This window comes from Faecalibacterium sp. An121, assembly GCF_002160915.1.
GTDB lineage: Bacteria > Bacillota > Clostridia > Oscillospirales > Ruminococcaceae > Faecalibacterium > Faecalibacterium avium.
On sequence record NZ_NFLM01000005.1, the window covers coordinates 86,207 to 107,803 of the forward strand.

The 21,597-nt window shown below is 65.1% G+C and carries 23 protein-coding genes; 2 read left to right on the plus strand and 21 right to left on the minus strand.

The features are described 5' to 3' along the window. Nucleotides 1-45: 45 nt before the first annotated feature. The 17 genes from B5E66_RS04190 to B5E66_RS04265 all read right to left on the minus strand — a co-directional run bounded on the left by B5E66_RS04190 (nucleotide 46) and on the right by B5E66_RS04265 (nucleotide 15,763). Complete coding sequence (locus B5E66_RS04190; RefSeq protein ID WP_087229055.1) at nucleotides 46-975, minus strand: alpha/beta hydrolase; 930 nt, start codon at nucleotides 973-975, stop codon at nucleotides 46-48. Continuing rightward, nucleotides 972-1,727 carry a TetR/AcrR family transcriptional regulator gene (locus B5E66_RS13550; RefSeq protein ID WP_087229058.1) on the minus strand — a complete coding sequence of 252 codons (756 nt, stop codon included), beginning with the start codon at nucleotides 1,725-1,727 and terminating at the stop codon, nucleotides 972-974. The genes B5E66_RS04190 and B5E66_RS13550 overlap by 4 nt, the downstream gene beginning before the upstream one ends. Further along, nucleotides 1,673-2,281, minus strand: a complete 609-nt coding sequence (locus B5E66_RS04200) for a helix-turn-helix domain-containing protein (RefSeq protein ID WP_087229061.1) — start codon at nucleotides 2,279-2,281, stop codon at nucleotides 1,673-1,675. Before B5E66_RS04200 ends, B5E66_RS13550 begins: the two co-directional genes overlap by 55 nt. Nucleotides 2,282-2,539: 258 nt before the next feature. Continuing rightward, nucleotides 2,540-3,943, minus strand: coding sequence for a lipopolysaccharide biosynthesis protein (locus tag B5E66_RS04205; protein WP_087229064.1), 1,404 nt, complete (start codon nucleotides 3,941-3,943; stop codon nucleotides 2,540-2,542). After that, nucleotides 3,928-5,199 (minus strand): O-antigen polymerase, encoded by a 1,272-nt coding sequence (locus B5E66_RS04210; RefSeq protein WP_242958085.1) that lies wholly within the window; start codon nucleotides 5,197-5,199, stop codon nucleotides 3,928-3,930. The genes B5E66_RS04205 and B5E66_RS04210 overlap by 16 nt, the downstream gene beginning before the upstream one ends. 41 nt (nucleotides 5,200-5,240) lie before the next feature. Beyond that, nucleotides 5,241-6,119 (minus strand): hypothetical protein, encoded by an 879-nt coding sequence (locus B5E66_RS13090; protein ID WP_158098324.1) that lies wholly within the window; start codon nucleotides 6,117-6,119, stop codon nucleotides 5,241-5,243. After that, on the minus strand, nucleotides 6,116-7,303 hold the full coding sequence (locus tag B5E66_RS04215) for a glycosyltransferase family 4 protein (protein ID WP_087229070.1): 1,188 nt from the start codon (nucleotides 7,301-7,303) through the stop codon (nucleotides 6,116-6,118). The genes B5E66_RS13090 and B5E66_RS04215 overlap by 4 nt, the downstream gene beginning before the upstream one ends. Nucleotides 7,304-7,305: 2 nt before the next feature. Further along, nucleotides 7,306-7,977 (minus strand): acylneuraminate cytidylyltransferase family protein, encoded by a 672-nt coding sequence (locus B5E66_RS04220; protein ID WP_087229073.1) that lies wholly within the window; start codon nucleotides 7,975-7,977, stop codon nucleotides 7,306-7,308. Next, nucleotides 7,974-8,828, minus strand: coding sequence for a 6-hydroxymethylpterin diphosphokinase MptE-like protein (locus B5E66_RS04225; protein WP_158098325.1), 855 nt, complete (start codon nucleotides 8,826-8,828; stop codon nucleotides 7,974-7,976). The genes B5E66_RS04220 and B5E66_RS04225 overlap by 4 nt, the downstream gene beginning before the upstream one ends. Then, nucleotides 8,810-9,961, minus strand: a complete 1,152-nt coding sequence (locus B5E66_RS04230) for a glycosyltransferase (protein WP_087229079.1) — start codon at nucleotides 9,959-9,961, stop codon at nucleotides 8,810-8,812. Before B5E66_RS04230 ends, B5E66_RS04225 begins: the two co-directional genes overlap by 19 nt. 74 nt (nucleotides 9,962-10,035) lie before the next feature. Further along, nucleotides 10,036-10,710: a sugar transferase gene (locus B5E66_RS04235; protein WP_087229082.1), complete on the minus strand. Its 675-nt coding sequence runs from the start codon at nucleotides 10,708-10,710 to the stop codon at nucleotides 10,036-10,038. Between the two features lie 95 nt (nucleotides 10,711-10,805). Continuing rightward, entirely contained in the window at nucleotides 10,806-11,534 is a 729-nt protein-coding gene (locus B5E66_RS04240) for a hypothetical protein (RefSeq protein WP_087229085.1), read from the minus strand. A gap of 1 nt (nucleotide 11,535) precedes the next feature. Next, entirely contained in the window at nucleotides 11,536-12,264 is a 729-nt protein-coding gene (locus B5E66_RS04245; protein ID WP_158098326.1) for a CpsD/CapB family tyrosine-protein kinase, read from the minus strand. Further along, entirely contained in the window at nucleotides 12,261-13,040 is a 780-nt protein-coding gene (locus B5E66_RS04250) for a YveK family protein (RefSeq protein WP_087229091.1), read from the minus strand. Before B5E66_RS04250 ends, B5E66_RS04245 begins: the two co-directional genes overlap by 4 nt. Before the next feature lie 20 nt (nucleotides 13,041-13,060). Continuing rightward, on the minus strand, nucleotides 13,061-14,062 hold the full coding sequence (locus B5E66_RS04255) for an LCP family protein (RefSeq protein WP_087229094.1): 1,002 nt from the start codon (nucleotides 14,060-14,062) through the stop codon (nucleotides 13,061-13,063). Next, nucleotides 14,059-14,772 (minus strand): CpsB/CapC family capsule biosynthesis tyrosine phosphatase, encoded by a 714-nt coding sequence (locus tag B5E66_RS04260; RefSeq protein ID WP_087229097.1) that lies wholly within the window; start codon nucleotides 14,770-14,772, stop codon nucleotides 14,059-14,061. The genes B5E66_RS04255 and B5E66_RS04260 overlap by 4 nt, the downstream gene beginning before the upstream one ends. Nucleotides 14,773-15,052: 280 nt before the next feature. Then, nucleotides 15,053-15,763 (minus strand): Bax inhibitor-1/YccA family protein, encoded by a 711-nt coding sequence (locus tag B5E66_RS04265; protein ID WP_087229099.1) that lies wholly within the window; start codon nucleotides 15,761-15,763, stop codon nucleotides 15,053-15,055. A 111-nt stretch (nucleotides 15,764-15,874) separates the two neighbouring features. Between B5E66_RS04265 and hemW the strand changes: the two genes are divergently transcribed. Next, nucleotides 15,875-16,948 (plus strand): radical SAM family heme chaperone HemW, encoded by a 1,074-nt coding sequence (gene hemW, locus B5E66_RS04270; protein ID WP_087229102.1) that lies wholly within the window; start codon nucleotides 15,875-15,877, stop codon nucleotides 16,946-16,948. Nucleotides 16,949-17,230: 282 nt separating this feature from the next. Here the strand turns inward: hemW and B5E66_RS04275 are convergent, their stop codons facing one another. The 4 genes from B5E66_RS04275 to B5E66_RS04290 form a co-directional block, all read right to left on the minus strand. Then, on the minus strand, nucleotides 17,231-17,917 hold the full coding sequence (locus B5E66_RS04275; RefSeq protein ID WP_087229104.1) for a hypothetical protein: 687 nt from the start codon (nucleotides 17,915-17,917) through the stop codon (nucleotides 17,231-17,233). Nucleotides 17,918-18,163: 246 nt separating this feature from the next. Then, the gene (locus B5E66_RS04280; RefSeq protein WP_087229107.1) at nucleotides 18,164-18,748 is read right to left on the minus strand and encodes an ABC transporter ATP-binding protein; all 585 of its coding nucleotides are present in this window, start codon (nucleotides 18,746-18,748) and stop codon (nucleotides 18,164-18,166) included. After that, nucleotides 18,745-19,512, minus strand: coding sequence for an ABC transporter permease (locus tag B5E66_RS04285; protein WP_087229110.1), 768 nt, complete (start codon nucleotides 19,510-19,512; stop codon nucleotides 18,745-18,747). Before B5E66_RS04285 ends, B5E66_RS04280 begins: the two co-directional genes overlap by 4 nt. Nucleotides 19,513-19,632: 120 nt before the next feature. Next, nucleotides 19,633-20,700 carry an ABC transporter substrate-binding protein gene (locus B5E66_RS04290; protein WP_087229113.1) on the minus strand — a complete coding sequence of 356 codons (1,068 nt, stop codon included), beginning with the start codon at nucleotides 20,698-20,700 and terminating at the stop codon, nucleotides 19,633-19,635. Between the two features lie 208 nt (nucleotides 20,701-20,908). Here B5E66_RS04290 and B5E66_RS04295 point away from each other — a divergent pair, with 208 nt between their 5' ends. Continuing rightward, nucleotides 20,909-21,589: a Crp/Fnr family transcriptional regulator gene (locus tag B5E66_RS04295; protein ID WP_087229116.1), complete on the plus strand. Its 681-nt coding sequence runs from the start codon at nucleotides 20,909-20,911 to the stop codon at nucleotides 21,587-21,589. Nucleotides 21,590-21,597 lie beyond the last annotated feature (8 nt).

Consider the following 21,597-nt stretch of genomic DNA (forward strand, 5'->3'; position numbering starts at 1 on the left):
CCGCCTTTTGTCTCCCTTCCGATGCGCGCCCGGCAAAGGCGGGCCTTATTCCGCCAGCCTGATTTTCGGATCCTGATACAGCGGATTCGCCGCGATTTCGGACGCATCTCCCCAAAAGGCTTTTCCCGCTTCCCGATCGGCCTGCAGCCAGTACATAAACCAGGCTGTCACATAGCCATTCGCAGCATACAGCATTTCGCCATGCGGGGTATCCTTTCTTCGCAGCATGACTTTGCTGCCGCTCACATCGTTGTAGATTTCTTCCAGCTGCTCTCCCGTCACCACCCAGTCATCGCCGCCGCCTGCGCCGGAAAGCAACAGGACAGGCGTATCGATCTGCGCGGCGTCATAGTCCCATTCCAGATCATGCGCCAGTTTTTTGTTGGTGGGAGACAGACTTACGGCAGCCTTGTATAGATTTCCGTGCCTTTGCTCCGTGATGGCATTGAACACGCCGACGCCGCCCTGCGAGTGGCCAACAATGCCCACCTTTTCAAAATCCACCTTCTGATAGAATCTGTTTTCGTTCTCTCCGATCCTTTCGTTGTCGTTGAGTTTCTGCAAATGCCGGATGCACATCTCCGCACCAAAGCCATTCCAGTCATACGCTTCTTCCGTCCCTATCACGATAAAGCCCCACGAAGCAAAATGTTCCGGCACCGAAAGATACTTTGAAACCGGCGTCCCGCTGCCATTGCAGAGGACGATCACAGGGTATGTTTCATCCGTTGTCTCCAGGTCGGACGGATAGCAGATGGTGTACCTGGAAAATCCTTGCAGCACGGGTTCCTGATAGACCGACACTTCATGGCCGCCTTTTCCCATATATTTTGCCTCAACAGGTCCGGCGGTCTCGGTTTTCTGCGTATAGTCGGCAGGCGCAGCGGGACGGCTCTCCAGCAGCTTGGGCACCGCAAGGCCACCGGCCGTCAGGATCAAAGCAATGATACCGATCGTTTTCAGTGTTTTGTTCATGGGTCGCCGTTCTCCGTTTCCTGTTTCAAAAAGATTTGCTCCATCTTCTCCGGGCTGTCTTTCATCCCCTGCAGCACCCATTCATTTACCAGCCCGCACAGCGCGCCGGACAGAAAGGCGGTTTGATAGGTGTTTTTCCATTCGCCGGTCCGGCTCTGCTTTCCGCACCGGACGATATGCTCCATCAGCAGATGGGAAAGGCCTGTGCGATAGAGCAGTTCGATCTCCTCCCTCATGTCCAGAAAATGCTGGAACATTTCCGAGATCACGTGCGGGTAGCGGTCCGGGCAGGCGATCAATCCATCCCACCACCGGGAAGTTCTTTCCTCCAGAAACTGGCGGATGATCTCCTCGATGCTTTGATAATTCCGGTAAAAGGAGTTGCGGCTGACGCCGGCTTCACGCACCAGGTCGGTCACAGTGATCTTATGATACGTTTTTCTTTTCATCAGACGGAACAGAGACTGCGTGATGCATTCGCAGACAAACGCATTGGTTGGGTGGGTCCTTTTCATTCCTTTGCCTCCTATCCTGCGGCTCCAGGACAAGTGTACCAAAGCGCGCACCCAAGCGCAATATCCGAAGGCTCCACTGGTACAAAGCCGATGCAATTGCTCCAGCCGAATCAAAAAACGGGAAAGGGACCCGTCCCTTTCCCGTTTTTCCGTTTCAGCCCATCGCCGCCGCAAAGCTTCCCTTACTTCCGCACAACGCGGCGGCGGCACATACCGGTCTTGCCGCAGACGGGGCATTGCAGCCTGCGCCTGGTAAGGGTATGATAGCCCTTCACATAATCCCGCAAGCTGGGGACGAACAGCGCCCCGCAGTCAGGGCACTCGTAGTAGCCCGCCCGGACATCCAGCACGGCGGCGGCGCCTATCCCGGCTACTGCTGTCGCCACCGCCAGTACCACCAGAGCCACCCGGACCGCCGCGGGCATCTGGATGTACGACGCCAGGGTCACCAGCGAGACCACTGCGATCACGGTGATCGTTCCACAGATGACCGTCAGGACCATATACTTTTTGTTTTCCTGATTTTCCTTCATGAGATCCATCATATTTTCCTCCGCTTTCTTTTGGTAATCTGCGGGCTGCACCTTCTCCCCCGACAACAGGTCATTGACGGTGATGTGCAGCGCCTGGCACAGGGGCAGCATCAAGGAGACTTCCGGCAGGCCCTTGCCGGTCTCCCATTTGCTGATCGTCTTGTCGCTGATGTCCAGCTCTCCGGCCAGCTGGCGCTGGGTGAGCTGTCGGGCCTTTCGCTGTTCCGCGATGAATCTGCCGATCTTCACCTGGTCCATCGCTCCACCTCCTTTCTGCCTCCATTTTACCGAACGGACGGCCTGTTTTGCAACACACGCTGCGTAGATAAGCGGAACTCTGCGCTGCGTAGACCTCACAAATAGCGCCTGACCCTCTGCATATAGTCCCGGTAGGCCGCGCCGAACCGCACCAGGCACTCCCTCTCCTCGGCCAGGATCACCCTATGGCCTGCCGCCCCTTTCGGGCCAGCACCCCAAACCGGATCGCAAAAAATGGCACCAGCAGCAAAAACCCGTTCATCCGTCCGCCTCCTTTTTTTCAGTATACCATTTCGGAGGCGCTTTTTCTACTGCCCAGACCCAGCGGGCGGCCAGGCACGCCGCCAGCACCGGCGCCGTCAGCTGCCAGGGGGCGCGGCCCGCCAGAGCTACAAACGCCGCAGCCAGACCCGCGTCCCACAGGCCCCGGGCGGGGCCGCCCAGCGCTTTGCGCAGGGCCCGCTGGGCCAGGAGGCAGCGGCAGGCCGATGCCAGACTCATGCCGCAGGCCACTCCATAGACGCTGTCCAGGCCCCAGGCCGCCGCCAGACTGCACAGGATGCACACACCCACAGCGGTCAGGTTGATCCACAGCAGCTGGTCCTGCCGGCCGAGCACCTTGAGGAAGGTGGCCCCCACCAGATGCATCTGGCAATCAAAATAGCATATGGGCATGAGGGCGGGCAGGCAGGCAAGGCTGGCCGCATAGTCCGGGAGCCACCGTTTTAGGAAAAATGCGCAGGGAAAATACAGAATGTAGACTGCCGGCAGCAGCAGGAACAGTCGTTTCTGCATCCGCCGGAAGGCGGCCGCGCACCCTTCCGCCTCCATCCGCCGCAGCGCCGGGAACAGCACCAGCCCCACTTGGGCCAGAAAAGCCAGTCCGGCATTCACCAGGCTGAGGGCAAAGGACAGCTGCCCAAAGGCCTGCACCCCCCACCGCAGGTCTGCCACCTGCCGGCCTGCGCCCAGCACCAGCATCGAGCAGAGATTGGCCAGCATCAGGCTCCAGCCTGCCCGGACGCTGCGCCGCCATTCGGCCCGGCCCACGGCCAGGCTGCATTTCGCCCGGACAAAGGCCGGTCCCATCCGCCCAATCAGATAAAGGGCCGCGCAGCCCTGGGCCGCCAGGTAGCATCCCAGCAGCTGCCACAGCCCGGCGCGGCCCAAAGCCAGCAGCGCCCCCAGCGCGGCCAGGCAGAGGCCGCGGTCCAGCAGCAGGGATTTGGCCCAGACCTCCGCCTCCCCGCAGGCCTGGAACAGATAGCCCAAAAAATTGTGACAGGTGTACAGCAGATAGTAGACCAGCGCCGCAGCGGCCATCCCTTTGCGCCAGGGATCGCGCAGCAGGGCCAGGGCGCACCCGCCTGCCGCGGCGGCCGCGCAGCCCTGGGCCAGCAGCCCTGCCGCCAGCTGGCTTTTCAGTGCCGCCAGATCCAGCCGGGCCCGGTCGCAGCCGCCATAGCGCAGATAGACCCCGTCGTTCAGGCCCAGAGCCAGACAGGGCAGGTAGGACGCATGGAACAGGAACAGCTGCCAATAGCTGAACGCTTCCGCCCCCAGGGCTTTGGGCAGCACCAGGCTGCCCACCCCGCCCGCCGCCAGGGCCGCTCCCTGCCCCAGCAGGACAAAGCATACGTTCCGCCTCAGCCTGCGGTCCATGGCCGGCCTCTCCTTTTGCCCATCAGCGGCAGATACAGCGCCGCCGTCATTCCCAGCCGGATGGCGAACCCGAAGGACACCAGATTGGCGTAGAAGAAATTGGAGATCATGTAAAAGGCCAGCGCGTAGTACATCATGGCCAGCACGATCAGCCCGAGGTCGGAGCGGCGCCGTTTCTGGTACTCGTAAAAGACCGAGAAGAACAGCACGAACACGATGTGCAGCAGGTACATCCCCACCAGTCCAAAGTCGTAGTGGTAATCCCGCAGCGCGGTGTAGACGTTGCCGATCGAGCCGCCCCCGCTGCGGCGGAACTCATGGTGGACCAGATAATAGGGGATCTCCAGAAGCCCCAGCTTGCGCAGGCCCTGGTTGAGGGAGTAGAAGGTCTCCTTGCCCCAGATGTCCGAGGGAGGCGGCGGGTCCTTGAAATAGAGGTCCAGCCCGGGCAGGCTGCCCCCCGCATAGTGTGTGATGTATTCCAGCATCCCCTGCTCCGACTGGCGGCCCACAAAGACCCTGACCCCGTAGAACAGGTACAGCGCCCCCAAAGCCACCAGGGCCGCCTGAACCATCCGACCGGGGCGCAGCGCCCGCGGCCCGTCCGGCCCCAGCATATACCACAGCACAAAGGCGGCCACCAGGGCGGTCATGGCCGAAAAGCGACCTCCCGTCAGGAGACTGACCAGGGTAGCCAGGGCCACCACCCCCAGGTTGAGCGCCCGGTCCAGCCGGCCCATCCGCTTGCCGTGCTTGAACAGGTTGAACAGGTACAGCACCTCCAGCACCGCCGCCAGGCTGAGCAGCTGGCGCACCCACAGGGGCAGCTGGTCGGCCAGGTCGGTGCCGTAGGAATTGCGGGTCCGGAACCGCACCATCACCTCGACAAAAAAGCCGGTGCCGGCGATCTGACGGATCTGGCTCAGCATGATCCCCGCCACCACCGCCAGTACGGCCAGCACGGCCCAGGAGGCCCCGGCAGGGATGGGCCGGCTCTGCCCCTGCCAGGGGATGATGCGCACCCGCCGGGCACAGGCGTGCACCAGTCCGTTGAGCACCACCCCCACGGCCAGGGTGCTGACCAGCAGCCACACCGTCCAGCCCGAGAGCTCGAACTGCCACAGGGGCATATTGTACAGCGCGCATCCCGTGGTGAAAGCCGTCACCAGCACCAGCATCATGCCCGGGGCAAACAGATCCCTGCCGCAGGCCCAATAGCCCAGCAGTCCCAGGGGGACCAGCGCTGCCAGCAACATATAAACCACCCTATCCCCTCCCCATCCCGCCCCGGCGGCGGTCATCCAAACCGCTCCACCCACCGCTCCAGCCCGTACTGTGCCAGGATGGCCGGACGGACCGGACGGCAGGCGCTGTGCAGGAAGCTGCCCAGCCGGGCCGGGTCGTCCTGCCCCCAGATAAAGATATTGTCGGGGTGGTAAAACGCCTCCCCCGCCAGCCGGCTGTCGTTGGTCAGCAGCTTTTTGCCGTAGAACAGCGCCTCCAGCGGACGCAGGGTCATCCCCTGCTGGCCGCTGCACTTGCAGTCCACCAGTACCCGGCAGCCCGCGATCCCCTGCAGCACCTGGGCGTAGGTCAGCCGGGGGCTGTTCACCCCCGCGATGCAGAACCGGGTGCTGCACCCCTGGGCCTGCAGGGCCGCCTCCATCCGGGCCAGCAGCTGCCGCCGCCCTTTGTCCCGCCCCACAAAAAAGGCGTCCCATGGCCCGGACGCCCCGGCACGGCAGGCGGGGCTGGGCACATAGAACTGGGGGTTGTACCCAAGGCCATAGGCCCGGCAGTCCCCCGGGTCAAAGGACCACACCTCGCAGCCGGGCGGAGCCTGACCGGGAGGCTGGGACGCCTGCACCAGGTTGCGGTACCACAGGATCAGCCGTTTTTGGGGCCAGCGTTCGCGGATCAGGCCCGCCACCGCAAAGCTGTTGCCCGCGTCGGCCAGGATCACCTGGCTGCATTCCCCGATCCGCTCCATCCAGGGGGCCAGCCAGCGGTCCGCCCAGGGCGCCCGGACGGACAGTTCCAGCTTGCGGGCCGCCCGGACGGCCAGGCCGGGCCGCGCCGGACGCAGCATGGGCAAACACAGGATCCTCGCTTCCTCTTTGCCCCGCAGCCCGTACTGGTAATAGAGGTCGTCGATGAGGACCAGCGTCCGTTTCATGTTCCCTCCTGCATAAAGGCCAGGTAAAAGGCTTCCCGCAGCGGATCCAGCCGGGCCTTGGCATAGTCCTGGGCCCGGGCAAAGCAGGCCATGGCCTGTGCCTGCCTGACTGCGGGGCTGCTCATCTTCTGCAGCAGCCGGGCGGCCTGGCGGAAGTCCCCCGGCTCAAACAGGCAGCCGGGGTCCGTCAGCTCCCCGGCGCCTCCCACCGCCGTGGAGAGCACCGGGCAGGCCCGGGCCATGGCCTCCAGGATGGCCCGGCTCAGCCCTTCGCCATAGCTGGGATGGATATAGACGTCCAGCTGGTCGTACCACTGCCGCATGGCGTCGTGACGGATGCATCCTGACAGCTTCACCTGCTGCCGGACGCCCCACCTTTCCGCACAGGCCAGCAGTTTCCTGCCGTCCCCGCCCCCCGCCAGCCGGTACTCTATGGGCGGCCAGCCCTGCCGGCGCAGCAGCCCCAGGGCGCGGATCACCACCTTCTGGCCCTTTCCGCCGTTGTCCAGAGAGGCTGCCGTCCCGATCACCAAAGGCCCGCTTTGGGCCGAAGTGCGCCGCAGCCGGCTGCTCAGCACCCGGGGGTCCAGGCCGGTCAGTTCCACGTCCGAACAGCCGATGCTGGCCCCCGCCGTGGGATACCGCTTCTGGAGGGCCCGCCGGGTCACATACACCGCCCAATCGGCCTGCCGCAGGCTGCGCCTGCATTGCAGTTCCCGCCAGGGGGCGGCCAGCTTGCCCGCCGGCCCGTGGTACCAGGCTCCCTCCCAGACCAGGCCGGTCACCTCGATCAGACAGGGCTTGCGGCAGCGGCGCGCCCACCGCAGGGCGGTGTCGGCATAGACGTTCCCCGGGCCCCGCACGATCACCCGGTCGGCCAGGCGCACCTGCCGGGCGATCTCCCTTTCCACCTGCCAGCGCAGCCGGGGGCAAAACCAATGCGATGCCGGGCGGTACAGGTCGGGCAGGGCCACCCAGTCTGCCCGGGATCGGTCAAAGGCGTTGAACCGGGCCGCCGCCGTCTGGGGCGGGTAGACGCCGGGGTCCCGCCGCAGCACCACCGTCAGGCTGCCGCAGCGCAGATACCGGTCCCATACGTCCTGGTTGGAGCTGGTGTCGGTGTAGAGTCCGCCCTCGGTGTCAAACTTCCAGCGGGAGCCCCCGTGGACGTACAGCAGGCGCATCCCTATCCCTCCCCTCCCAAGCGGTAGATGGTCCGGCCCACCCAGCCGGCCTCCCGCAGGTCCTCCTCGGTGTTGATGTCCACCGCCTGATACCGGTCCACCAGATGCGCATAGGGCCGCCGCCCGATGCGGCAGCGGTACTTTGCCAGCGCCTGGCGGCGGATGCCGTACAGCCCGGTGGTCTCCTCCAGCAGGGGAGCCAGGTCCTGGCTGCGGGGCAGGATGCCGGGGCGGTAATTGACCGGCGTGCCGCCCATCCAGTAAAAGCCCTGCCGCCGCACCGCCGTGAAGCAGGAATCGCAGCCCCCGTCGCTCTCCAGCCGCCCCACGCAGGCCCGGATGGCCTCCGGCTGCAAAAAGGGCGCCGTGGCAAACAGCTGGAAATAGCAGTCATATTCCGGGTACAGCTGCCAGTGATGCACCAGCAGGTCGTTGCCGTTGGCGTCGTCCCGGGCCAGTTCCGCCGCCCGGGGGATCACCGTAAAGCCCATGGACCGGGCATACTCGGCCACCTCGGGGCTGTCGGTATCCACATACAGCCCGTCAAAGACGTCCGCCTGCCTGGCGTGGATGCAGATGTACTCGTACAGTTTGCGGCCGCACAGCAGGCGCAGGTTCTTTTCGGGCACCCGCCGGGAGTGGGCCTTGATGGGGATAAAACAGGCAGTTTTCATGGTTTTCGCCCCTCCCTGGCGGCGTGCCGGACGGCTTGTTCCAGCGGGATGCGGGGGTAGACTTCCAGCGCGCCGCCCCGGGTGCAGTTGTACACCCGGAGCCCCCGCTGCCGGGCAAACGCCCGGAAGGCGCGGTGTCCCTGGATGATCCGCTGCCCGCTGTCCCTGGGCTGGGGGATGCCGCAGGGGATAAAGTGGGTCCGGGGCTGGGCATAGTCGCAGTCGCACCCCAGCAGAAAGATGGGTCCAAAGCCCAGGTAAGCGGCCAGCTGCAGCGCCGAGAACACCACCGAATAGCCGTCGTAGACGCAGCGGTAACAGTCGGCTGAACAGCGGAACGTCCCCCAGCCCCGCCGGTGCAGCAGCCTGTGGTCCAGCAGGTGGAGCGGGTAGGTTTTATACCCCACCGGCAGCGGAAAGCGGCGGGCGATGTTCTGCCCCACCCACACCGCTTTCAGCTGGCAGGAGGACGCCGCCAGGGCCAGCGCCGCTTCCAGGCGCTGGTAGACGTATTCGTCCTGGATCAGATAGAAGTCGGGCCGCCACCCGGTCTGGCCCAGGGCCAGCACGGCGGCGTTCACCCCAAAGGAATAGGCCGGGCGGATCCGTTCCAGGTCCTCCAGGCAGAGACTGGGACCGGTGCCCACCACAAAGCAGCTGCGGCCCCGGTACTTGCCCTGCAAGGGCGGCAGCCAGGCGAATTCCGGGTCGTAAGCGCCCCGGCCCCGGCGCCAGGCCGCCCAGGCCGCACCCAGGCGCTGGGCCTGCAGGACAGGCCAGGCCGCGCTGCGCAGCGCGGCGTCCACGGCGGGCCGGCGTTTCAGGGCCAGTTTCAGACGGATGGGGTCCACAGGGCATCTCCTCCTTCGTTCCGGATGCAGGCGTCGTAAAAGCGTTCCAGCAGCCCGGCATCCTGCGCGATGTCGAACCCTGCCGCGGCCACCCGGGCCCTGCCGTCCTGCCGGGGCAGGCTCCTGCACCCGGCCACCGCCCGGGCCCAGGCCCAGACCGGGGCCGCCAAAGGCAGCCGCCGCACGGCCGGCAGGATGTCGGCCTCCCAGGGCACCCCCTCCGAAAAGACGCAGGGCAGGCCGGCGGTCTGGGCCTCCACCGCCACCACTGGCAGCCCCTCATACCGGGAGGGCAGCACAAAGCAGTCCATGGCCTGGTAGAGAGGCGCCGTATCCTCCACCACCCCCAGAAAGCGCACCCGTTCCTCCAGCCCGGCGGCCCGGACCCTGCGGCGGATCTCCCCCTCCAGCGACCCGGTCCCGGCCAGCAGCAGCACCGCCGAAGGCTCCTCCCGGCACAGCCGGCCAAAGAGTTCCAGCAGAAAGCCGTGGTTTTTCTGTGGACAGAACCGCCCGATGTGTCCCACCACGAACCGGTCCTGCAGGCCCAGCCGGCGCCGACAGGCGGCGCGCAGCTCCGGGCAGTAGCCAAAGCGTCCGCAGTCGATGCCGTTGGGCAGGATGGTCACCTCTCCCCGGGCCATGGCCCGCCGGCCAAACAGCCATGCCCCCGCGTGGGCCGAACAGGCGCACCGGTGGGTGGCGAACACCCCCGCCCAGGGCCGCAGCAGGGTTTTGAGAAGGTTCCTGGCCGGCTCGCCCGGGGCCGAGGTGCTGTGGCTGTGGCAGATGCGCACCGGCACCCCGGCCGCCCAGGCCGCACCCAGGGCGAACACCGACAGGCTGTTCATCCCCGCATGGACGATTTGGTAGCCCTCCGCCCGGAAATGCCCGGCCAGGGCCGCCATGTACCGGGGCAGCTGCTGGTAGGGCGGGATGACAAAGTACCTCGCCCCCAGCTCCATCAGGCGGCGGGAAGGCGGGATCACCGAGTCGGCATCGATGTAGAAATCGAACTGGTAGCGGCTGCGGTCGATGTGCTGGTAGTAGTTGCTCACCACCGTCTCCACCCCGGCCGCGCTCAGCTTGCCGATCACATGGGCCACCCGCACCGGCTGTCCCGCCCCCTTCATGCCAGGCCTCCTGCGGACCTTTGCGGAATCCGAACGTTCATAAGATGCCCTCCCCTTTCCTCTCTTTGCCGGTCTTATGCGCCGTACATCCGCCCCACCGCCCCGAAGGTCTTGAAGATCAGGACCCAGTCCAGCCGCAGGCTGCGCCGCCGGATGTACTCCAGGTCCAGCTCCACCCACCGGTCAAAGGGGATCTGGTTGCGGTCGGGCTGCACCTGCCACAGACAGGTCAGCCCCGGCTTGACGTACAGCCGCTGGCGCTGATAGGGGGTGTACCGGTCTGCCTCCCGGGGCAGGGCCGGCCGGGGGCCCACCAGGCTCATTTCCCCTTTCAGCACGTTGAGCAGCTGGGGCAGTTCGTCGATGCCGGCCCGGCGCAGCCACCGTCCCAGCCGGGTGACCCGGGGGTCCCGCTGCATCTTGAAGACCGGGCCGTCCATCTCATTGCAGGGCAGCACCTGTTCCAGGCGTGCCTCGGCATCGGGCACCATGGTGCGGAATTTGTACAGCCGGAACAGCCGGCCGTTCTGCCCCACCCGCTGCTGCACAAAGAAAGGGCTGCCGCCCGGACTGTCCAGCCAGACCGCCAGGGCCACCGCCGCCATGGCAGGCCACAGGACCGCCAGGGCCGCTCCCGCCAGCAGGACATCCTGGAAGCGCCGGGCCGCACGGTACAGCCGCCGGCCCTGCTGCACCTGCCGCCGGTCCAGCCAACCGTTCCGGGGCGGCCGGGCTGCCGCCGGCCTCATCTCTCTACCCCTTCATACACAGCGCCCCTTTCCTGCGATAAAGGGCCGCCTTCCTCCCCTTGCCGGCGAAAAAAGCGGCCCTCGGCCTTCCGGTGTTACCGGGCGCGCACCAGGATCATCACCGGGCCGGAGGTGATCACGTTCAGATAGACCACGCTGCCCGCCACGGCCGCCGGCACCACCCGGGAGTTGCCTGCCCGGTCCCAGCAGACCGCCACCACCAGGGCCCCGTTGGTCACCCCGGGGACCGACAGGGGGATGGTGGCATTGCCGCCCTGGGCGATGATCCTCTCCGCCCCCGCCGAGACCCCTATGTCATACAGGGCCAGAGGGGTATAGGCGTCCGCCGGGGCGCCCGCCACCTGGGTGAAGTTGGCCGCAGCCGCAGGGGCGTTGGCCGCCAGCAGAGCCCCCACCGAGGTGGCCGCATTGACCAGGTTGTAGAGGTTGTTCAGCTGGCCGTTGGCCGCATAGCTCAGGCCGCTGGCGGTGGGGTTTGCGGACAGCTGCCCGGCAGACAGGCCGGGGTTGGCGGCGTTGATGGCGTTGTTGACCGCCAGGGTCTGGGACACCGGCGTCACCTGGATCACCGCATTCTGGGACTGCTGCACCTGCAGGATGCTGCCGGTGGCGGGGTTGATGCTGGGTCCCGCGGTGACTGCCACCTGCGCCCCGATGCCGGTGGAGACGACGCTCTCCACCACCTCCACCTCGTTCTGGGTGCGGCTGGGCTGCCAGCCCACCGCCAAAGCCTGACTGCCCGCCGTCGCGGCCACAGCCGCCGCCAGAGACACGCTGGCCACCCTTTTGACCATTCGTTTCATATCATTTGCCTCCCTCTTTGCCGTTTGTATCGTGGGTATGGTCGTAGCTGCCGCCATAATAGCGGTAGTAATAGCCCCCTGCCCCGCCGCCGGCATTGGCCCGGTTGAGGGCCACCCCCAGCAGAGGCTTGCCGGTGCGGCCCAGCAGCTGCACCGAATTGTGCACCAGGCGGCGGGGGGTGGATCCGCAGCGCACCACCAGGACGCTGCCATCGCAGTAGCGGGCGATGTTCAGACCGTCGGCCACGCTGCCCAGAGGAGGTGTATCCACCAGCACGCACCCGAACCGTCCGGCGCAGTCCTCCAGCATCCGGGCAAAGCGGGGGCTCTCGAGCAGGATGGTGGGGTTTGCGATGGTGGACGCCACCGGGATCATATAACCCTGGGGAATATTGGTGCTGTAAATCACATCTTCCAGCTGGGCCTGGCCCGCCAGGCAGTGAGCCGCACCCAGCAGCTTGCCGCCGTCCGTGCTGCGGATTCCGTATTTACGGCGCATCTCGGAGTTGCGGAAGTCGCAGTCCAGGAGCAGCACCGGGGTGCCCACCTCGGCCATCCGCTTCCATAGCTGGATGGTCAGGAAGCTCTTGCCCTCGTTGGGCACGCTGCTGGTGATCATGATGGTCTTGATCTGGCTGCCGCAGAACCCCAGGTTGATCCGCAGCTGGTTGATGGCCTCGGACACCTGGAAGGGCAGCTGGGGCATCTGGTCGATCACAAGGGTCTTCATGACTGGTCTTTCCTCCATCTGGGCAGGGTGCGGCCGGGCCACCCGGCCCCGCCTTCGGGCTGGGCCTCGGGGATGGTGGCCAGGGGCTGCAGCCCCAGGCTGCCCGCCACCTCCTCCGGGGTGACGAAGGTATCGTTGAGCAGGCGGCGGCACAGCAGCACCCCGCAGCAGAGGACTGCCCCGGCCAGACCTCCCAACGCTCCGTTGAAGGCGTAGCTGGGGCTGGAGGGCCGCTGGGGTGCCACCGCCGTCTCCACCAGGTTGGGCTGGTCGGTCTCCATGACTTCGGGCAGGTATACCCGGGCCAGGTCCACCAGCTGGTTTGCGATCCGGGCGGCCATCTGCGGGTCGGGGCTGGTGACGGTCACCTTCAGGATACGGGTGTTGGCAGCGTTGGTGATCCGGATCTGCCGGGCCAGCCGCTGGGGGGTGGTGTCCAGTTCGAGACGCCGGATCACGTCCTCCAGCAGGGGGCGGCTGCGCATCAGTTCCTGGTAATCCGCAGTCAGCTGGGAGCCGATCTGCAGGTCGCTGAGGTTGACCACAGAGTTGTTGGAAGCCGACACGATGTAGATGCTGGACACCGCCTGATAGAGGGGTGTGACCAGAAGCCGGGTGGCGCACAGAGCCAGCAGGGCTCCCGCCGCAAGGCAGGCCAGGATCTGCCGACCCTGCCCCCAGAGCAGGTAGAAGATCTCCACCAGATCGACGCCGTCCTCCGCCGGGCGGCCGGGCTGCCAGGCCGCCGCGGCCTGGCTGTGGGGTTGGTTCTCCATAACAGCGCTCCTATCCTACCTTATATCTCGGTGTAAAAAAGCTGCAGGATCACCTGCTGCAAACTGTCCTGGTCCAGGTAATAGGCCCAGTAGCCGTCTTCCACCCGGTTTTCCCCCGCGATGGTCAGCAGGGGCAGCCGGGTATAGTCCCGCAGGCACTGGGCCGCCCGGGCCGCCGTACCGCTGGGGATATCGGTGACCACATAGTCGGCCAGGGCCTGCCATACGCGGGCTGCAAGATCCGCGTCCAGCGTGCGGGCCTTTTGTTCCAGTGCAGCCAGGAACTGCCGCTGCCGCTCCATCCGGGCCAGGTTGGTCTGGTCGTCCACGTCCTTGCGGGTGCGGACATAGGCCAGGGCCTGCCGGCCGTCCAGTGTCAGCGTCTCGCCCTCGGTCAGGGTGGGGTCCACGGCGGAAAAGTCGGACTGGACCGTCAGGGTCACCCCGCCGATCTGGTCCACCAGCACCTCCACGCCCCCCATATTCATGGCGAAATAGCCGTCGATGGGCTGATCCTCCAGCATCATCGAGACGGCGGCGGCGCTGTTCTCACAGCTCTCCTCCAGGCCGTTCCCATAGGCGTGGGCCAGGGCGATCTGCTGCACCACCGTGTAGGGGGATCGGCCCATCATGCCCAGCACCGGCACTTCCACCATACTGTCCCGATTGATCTGCAGCAGCTGCCAGGTCCGGGCCTGATGGTCCAGCACCAGCAGGATCTGGGTGTCGGCCTGCCCTCCGGCAATGTAGCTGTCCGCCCCTGTGGCGGGGCCCATCACATCGATGCCGAGAAAGAGATAGCTCTCCACATCGCTCTTTTGGCGGTAGGTCCTGCCGTCCCAGACCCGCTTTTTGCAGGCGGGCTGCGAGGACGGCACGCCGGCGTCCCCCGATGTCTCCGGGCCGGGCGGGATCGGACGCTGTTCCCATCGGCGCAGCAGGGCTACCCCTGCCCCAAAGGCTGCCAGCGCTGCCGTCCCCTTGAGCACCTGCCGCCGGGTGATCTGCACCGGGGCCCTCATAAGGCGGCCTCCCCGGGGCGCGGCCGGGTCAGGCGGGCGGCCTGCCGGTCCATCCGGGCCAGGAAGTCCGGACCCAGCCTCCGCCGGATCACGGTCCTTGCCTCCTCCAGACGGGGCGGGCGGCGGGCCAGGTCATGGCAGTCGCTGCCCAACAGGGGGATGGCCGCGCCCCGCAGCAGTTCCAGCGCCAGGCCCCGGAGCGGGCGGCGCAGAAGGCTGTCGGCGTTCACCTGCAAACCGACGGGCAGCGCCGCCAGCCGGGCCAGCTGCCGCCGGTTGCCCTGGCTGAAGCAGAACCGCTCCGGATGGGCAAGCACCACATCGTACCGGCAATCCAGCGCCAGGGTCGTGACCGTCTCCACCTGCAGGTCGGTCCAGTCCGCAAAGGGCATCTCCAGCAGCAGCGTGCGGGTGCCCTCCACACACAGCAGACCCAGAGGCTGCTGTTCCATCTGGGGGAAATAGGCCACCTCCGCCCCCAGCATCACCCGGGGCAGGCCCGGAGGCGCGGCGGCCAGCAGCCGGCCCAGAGCTTCGGCCCGGCGCAGGCAGAAGGCTGCGGGAGCGTTCTGACGCCGGTAATAGTGGGGCGTCGCGCAGACGGCCGTGACCTTCTGGGCCTGCAAACGGCGCAGCATGGCCACCGATGTTTTGACGTCGGGGCTGCCGTCATCCATGGCGGGCAGCAGGTGGGCATGCAGGTCTGTCACAGCAGCCAGCCTCCTTTCGAGTCTCTGCCATTGTATGTGTCAGAGCTCCGGAACATACCGTCCCGGCGTGCAATCCCTCTACATCCCCTTCCTATGCAGCGGGCCGCCGGGATGTGCGGCCAAGGACCGGCAAAAGAAAAGTCCCGGCCGTACGGCGCACGTACGGTCGGGACACAAAAAACCCTCCGCCTGTTCTTCACAGGCAGAGGGACTGGTTGAGGAGGAACCAGAGGGATCATGAAACTCGTTCAGGAGGCAGGGGCCTCCCTGGGGCGCAGGCTCAGTCGCGGCTGTGGCTGCTCAGGCCCAGCAGACGGACCACAAACAGGAAGATGTTGATGAAGTCCAGATAGAGGGTCAGAGCCCCGTAGACGCTGGCCTTTTCGGCCAGTTCGCTGTCGGCGGCGTAGTAAGCGTACATCTGGTGCAGCTTCTGGGTGTCATACGCGGTCAGCAGCATGAACACCACCAGGCCGATGCCGCTGTACAGCAGCGACGCGCCAATGCCAAATCCGAACAGGGTGCCCACCAGGCCGGTGATGATCATGGCGATCAGGCCCATCATCAGCTTGGGGCCCCAGCTGGTGAGATCCCGGTTGGTGGTGTGGCCATAGAAGGCCATCAGGCCGAAGTAGACCGCCGTAGCCAGGAAAGCCATCACCAGGGTGCCCACCGAGAAGGCCACGAAATAGAAACTGAGCACCATGCCGTTGAGGGCCGAATAGGCGAAGAAGACCGCCCGTGCCGTCCCCACCGACATCTGCTGGATCCGGGCGCTGAGGAAGAACACCAGCGCCAGCTCTGCGATGGTCAGCACCAGATACAGGGAGCTGGCCACATAGAGCAGAGGCGTAGTGGCCGTCAGGAAGGCCACCGCAAAGGTCACGATCAAGCCGCAGGCCATCCAGCGGTAGGTCCGGGCCATATAGTCAGCCGCAGACATCATCGACTCGGTGTAGCCGCGGTCGTAATCATTGTTGTAATAATTCATAACAGACACTCCTTTTCCGCCAGGCGGGGGTGTCACGGCCTATTGCCCCGCTCTGATGGTTTTAGTATACTATATAGAAATGAACGATTCATGAAAAGGCTGTGACTGATTTTGTCTTTTGGACTCTATTATCATATTCCCTACTGCTTTTCCCGCTGCCGCTACTGCGATTTTTACGCCGCAGGGGCCTGGCGCGGGGTGCCGGACGCCTACATCGACGCCCTTGTGGCCGCTCTGGGCCGCCACGTCCTGCCCGGCCGGCCCGACACCCTGTATTTTGGGGGCGGCACCCCCAGCCTGCTGACGCCTGCCCAGTGTGCGCGCCTGATCCAGGCTGCGGCGCCCAAACCCGGCGCCGAGATCACCCTGGAAGCCAATCCCGAGACGGTGACCCTGGCCTCTTTGCAGGGATACCGGGCCGCCGGCGTGAACCGGCTCTCCATCGGGGTGCAGTCGGCCCGGGACAGCCAGCTGCGCACCCTGGGCCGGCCTCACACCGCCGCCCAGGCCCGCCAGGCGTTTGCCCTGGCCCGGCAGGCCGGGTTTGCGAACATCAGCGGGGACATCATGCTGGCCTTGCCCCATTACACCCGGGCCGAGTTCGACGAGACGCTCGAGCTGATCCGGCAGGGCGGCGCCGGGCATATCTCGGCGTACCTGCTCAAGATCGAGCCGGGGTCCGCTTTTGGCCGCCGTCCCCCTGCGGGCCTGCCGGACCCCGACCAGGCCGCCGGTTTTTACCTCTATGCGGTGGAGCAGCTGGCCCGGGCCGGCTACCGCCAATACGAGATCTCCAGCTTTGCCCGCCCCGGTTTTGAGGGCAGGCACAACCGCCTCTATTGGGACTGCGAAGATTACCTGGGTCTGGGGCCGGCGGCCCACAGCTGCCTTGGGGGCAAGCGCTTTTTCTACCCTGCCGACACCGCCGCTTTCATCGCCGGCGCGGACCCTGTCCCCGACGGCGGGTGCGGCGCCGAGGATTACCTGATCCTGCAGCTGCGGCTTTCCACCGGCCTGGACCTGGCAGAATACCGGCGGCGCGGCGGCGCGGCCTTCACCCCGCACCAGCTGGCCTTCCTGGAGCGGTGCGCACAGGCGGGCTATCTGACTTTGACCCCCCGCCGTCTGACACTGACCCCGCTGGGCATGATCGTCCAGAACAGCATCCTGGAAGAGCTGATCTGACCCCCGCCCCCGCAAGGGATGGCGGGGGCTTTTTTGCGCCGCCCGCACGCAAAACAATGCGGGGGCCGGCCAAATGGCCGACCCCCGCAGAGGGACCCTATCTTTCGTGACGCAAAAGTTCTTTTGTTTTGGTGCGATCAACAACAGAAGGAATATGGTTCTATTCCTCTTTGCCGCCACATCGGATGGGTGTTTTACCCGAGCGTGCAGGTGGTCTCTGGCACCTGCCCGCCCCTTATATCATCTCCCGGTATGGTGCCCCGGGGGTGTTATAAGTAAAATTTAGGCCAGAGCGTTAGCAGCCTCAGTGACATTCTGTGTCACGGCGATTGCAACAACCCAAGCGCTCTCAACAGTCAGGCTACTGTTGGTTACTTTCACAGCGCTAATAGCCAAATCGTAAGTGCAATCATACTTATCAGAATCCAAAGTAGGAACAGCGCCGCCGTCATTTACCATCCAGTCGCTCATCGTATTAGCCACGCTTGTAACTGCCATTCTCTCATCCAGAGCACCAGAAACAGTCTCAACCCAGACAATAGTCTTATCAGTCTTATTAGCGGGCATCATGCCAAAGCTATGAAGTTTATAGTTATTCTTAGTATAAGCTTCTTTTCCGCTCATGGAATCAACGATCTTTTCGGCCATGGTGTTTTCCCAAGAGTCATCCCAAAGACTAAACTGCTTATTGTTCTCAAAAACATCCTTAATCTCGACCGCGGAGAAATCACCCTTATTTGTCGCAGTTTTCTCCAGTGCTTCGTCCAGCCAGCTTGCACTCACATATTCCATATAATCTTTAGAAACGGAATTAAGCGTCTGGTTTGCGTAGTTCACAGCATTAGAAGCCGGAGTAACGGGATTCTCAGGCTCAGTATTGCCGCTGTTGCCGCCCTCACCGCAAGCGGTGAGCATGCTGACGGCCATGATGCCGGCCAGCGCCAGAGAAGCAATCTTCTTGAGTTTCATAATGAATTTTTCCTCCTTATGGTGTATAAAAGATAGAGACCCAAAACAGGTTCAAAGGAAGGTCCTTTCCTTTGTGTGCCTATCATAACATACCCCCCCCCGGTGTCAAGACCCAATTTCAAATTTTCCCATTTTTTCTTTATTTTCTTTAGTTTAGAGTATCTAACCTCGAAAGCAGGAGGAGTTTGGGGCAAACGAAAAGCGCACGTTTTCGCGTGCGCTTTTTGTGTCGTGAAGGGCTCGATCTCACCGGCCGGCCAGCTCATCCAGGCGGAGCACCGGCCAGCCCAGAGCCTGGATGGCGGCGCGGTCATGGGTGGCCAGCAGGGCGGGCGCGCCTGCACAGCGGCGGACCAGCAGATCCGCGGCCTTTTCTATAGCGGCGGGGTCCAGGCCGGTAAAGGGCTCATCGAATAGGCGGGTGTCCGCTCTGGCCCACAGGGCGCGCAGCAGGGCGGCCCTCCGCTTCTGCCCTCCGGACAGCCGGGACGCGGGCAGGGTCAGGGCCTCCTCTTCCATCCCCAAAAAGGCAAAATCCGCCTGCACGTCCTGCCGCTGCGCCCTGCCGTCGGGCAAAACCAGCAGAACGTTGTCCACCGCCGTCAGCTGGGGGCAGAGGCGGTCCTCCTGAAAGACGGCGGCCACCCGCCCCACCCCGTCGGCCCGTCCGCTGTCGGGCTGTTCCAGCCCCATCAGGATCCGCAGCAGGGTGGTTTTGCCCCAGCCGCTGGGCGCCCACAGCACCGCAGGCCCGTCGATCGTAAAACGCAGCTGCCGGAACAGCAGATGCTCCCCAAAGGCTTTGGTCAGGTTTTCTACACGCAGGCTCATGGCTGTTCCTCCCCGCAGACCCGGCGCACCGCCGCCCCCAACAGGGCCAGAAATCCCTTTTCAAAAGCGGCGGACAGGCATATGATGACAAAGGTCCAGGCAAACAGTTCCCCGGTGGAAAGGGTGATCTTGGCCCTGTACAGCGCATCCCCGATGCTGCCGTCGGGCAGACCGATCACTTCGGCGGCCACACCGCTTTTCCAGCACAGGCCCAGGGCGGTGCGGCACCCTTCCCGGAAGGCGGGCAGCACGGCGGGCAGCCAGATGGCCCGCAGCCTGCGGCCCCAGGGCAGCCGGAACACCCGGGCCATCTCCAGCAGCTGGGCATCCGCGCTGGCCATGCCGGTGCGCAGGGCGCTGTACAGGACCGGCACCGCCATCAGGAAACTGATCAGGATGCTCAGTTCCCGGCCCCGCACCCACACCAGGGCCAGGATCACAAAGCTGGCCACCGGGGTGGCCTTGACCAGCTGGATGATGGGCTCCAGCAGCACCTCCACGGCGCCGGACAGCCGGGCGGCCACCGCCAGAGCCGCGCTGCACAGGCACCCCAGTCCAAACCCCAGCAGGATGCGCCCGCTGCTGAAGGCCACCCGTCCCCAGAACGCCCCTGTGGGCAGCAGCCCCACCAGGGTAGACAGGGCCCGTACCGGGGACACCAGGAACACCTCCTGTCCCACCGCCGCCGCGGCCCACTGCCACAGCGCCAGCCAGAAAGCCACCGCAGCCAGCCGGGCCAGCCAGGATCTCTTTTTCGTTTTCACCCCAGCACCTCCTTTTCCAGTGCAGTATAAACCAAAAGGCCCGCCCGTGTAAAGCAAAAATCCGGCCCGGACGCAGGGCGCATCCAGGCCGGATGGGATTTGCCGGGGTTCAGGCCGGTCTCAGCCCAGCCAGTAGAAACCCTGGTCGGGCATGGCGCCGCCCACCGAGGCGGGGTCAGCGTCGTAGAGCACCTGCAGGTAGCCCTCCACATCGGCCTGCATCTCGTCGCCGGTGATGCAGACGATGTTGCAGGCGGGCAGGGCCGCTTTGGCGATGGCCGCCTTGGCCACCACGCCCTGCTCCTCACAGAGGGCAGCGGTGCCGTCCAGGTCGTTGTTGGCGGCGTCCACGCTGGCCGCGTATTCCTCCAGGAAGGCCGCGACCACATCGGGGTGCTCCTGCGCAAACGCAGTGCGCACCACCGTCACGCCGGTGATCAGCTGGGTGTCGCACACCTTGTCCCACTCCTCTGTCAGGTCCAGAGCCACCCGCAGAGTATCGTCCTGCATCGAGGCGCTGGTGACATAGGGCTGGGGCAGCACCGCGACGGCGTCCTCCGCCACCGCCATCTGGGCGGTCACTTCGGTGGCCTCGCTGTAAAATTCGATGGTCACGTCGGTGTCAGGGTCCAGGCCGTTCTGCTCCAGCAGGTAGCGCAGCACATATTCAGGGGTGGTGCCTTTGCCGGTGGACAGGATGGTGCGCCCGGCCAGGTCAGCCACCGAGTGGATGGTATCGCCCTTTTCCACCACATACAGCACCCCCAGGGTGTTGACCGCCATCACCTGGATGGCGCCCTCGGTCTTTTGGTAGAGGGTGGCGGCCAGGTTGGCGGGGATGGCCGCCATATCCAGTTCACCCTTGGTCAGCAGCGGGACGATCTCGTCAGCGGCGCCGTAGAGCTGCAGGTCATAGTCCAGAGCGGCTGTGCCCGCCTCCTCCATGGGCAGCAGATTGACAAGGCCCATGGTGGTGGGGCCCTTCAGGCCGGCGATGCGCACCGTCTGGGCCGTCAGCGGCTGGGCCGCCTGGCTGGATGCGGCCTCCGGGGAAACCGCCTGGCTGGACGGGGCCGGCGCGGCCTGGCTGGACGCCGCACCGGAAGACACTGCGCCGGAAGATCCGCCGCAGGCGGCCAGGCCCAGCAGCATGGCCGCAGAAAGCAACAGGGAAACGATTCTTTTCATGATCTGGTTCCTTCTTTCCTTGGGACGGCCGGCACGACGGGACGCGCCGGAAGCCCGGGGATTTTTACAATTTTCAAAAAATGCACAAAACCATTTGCTTTGCAGCCATCATTTTACTATAATAAGAGGGAAATTACCGTTGCACACGCAACAGAAAGCCTGCAAGCGCCTTCCATCCGGGGGCAGGCACGGCTGGTGGGAAAAGCCTATGCAAAACGAACTGACCCTTTTACAATCGACCCCGCTGTTCAGCGGGCTGGAGGCCGAGGCCCTGACCGGGCTGCTGGCCCAGATCGGCGCGGTACGCCGCAGCTACAACCGGGGCGCAGTACTGGTGCAGGCCGGCGTGCCCAACCACTGCGTGGGGGTGATCCTGTCGGGATGGATCGAGGCGGCGCGCCTGGCCCCCGACGGCAGCCGCCTGCCCATCACCCAGATGGGCCCCGGCGGGATCTACGGAGACGTACTGGGCGGCTCCAGCCTGTGCAGCCCTGTCACCGTCATCGCGCGGGCCCCCTGTGAGGTGCTGCTGATCCCCTACCAGCGGCTGCTGCACCCCGACGGCAGCGCCGCCCAGCAGCTGGTGCTGCAAAACCTGGTGCGCACCATCAGCGACAAATATTTCATGCTGGCCCGCCGGGTGGATCTGCTGCTGCTGCGCAGCCTGCGGGCCAAGGTCTCGTCCTACCTGCTCAGTGAAGCCGAGCGGGCGGGGCAGCTGACCTTCCGCATCCCCTTCACCCGGGCCCAGCTGGCGGACTACCTCAACTGCGACCGCAGCGCCCTCAGCCGGGAACTGGGCCGGATGCAGCGGGAGGGCCTTCTGGACACCTACCGCAGCAGCTTCAAGCTGCGGGACCCCGACGGGCTGCGCAAGCTGTCGCAGTGAACCTGCAC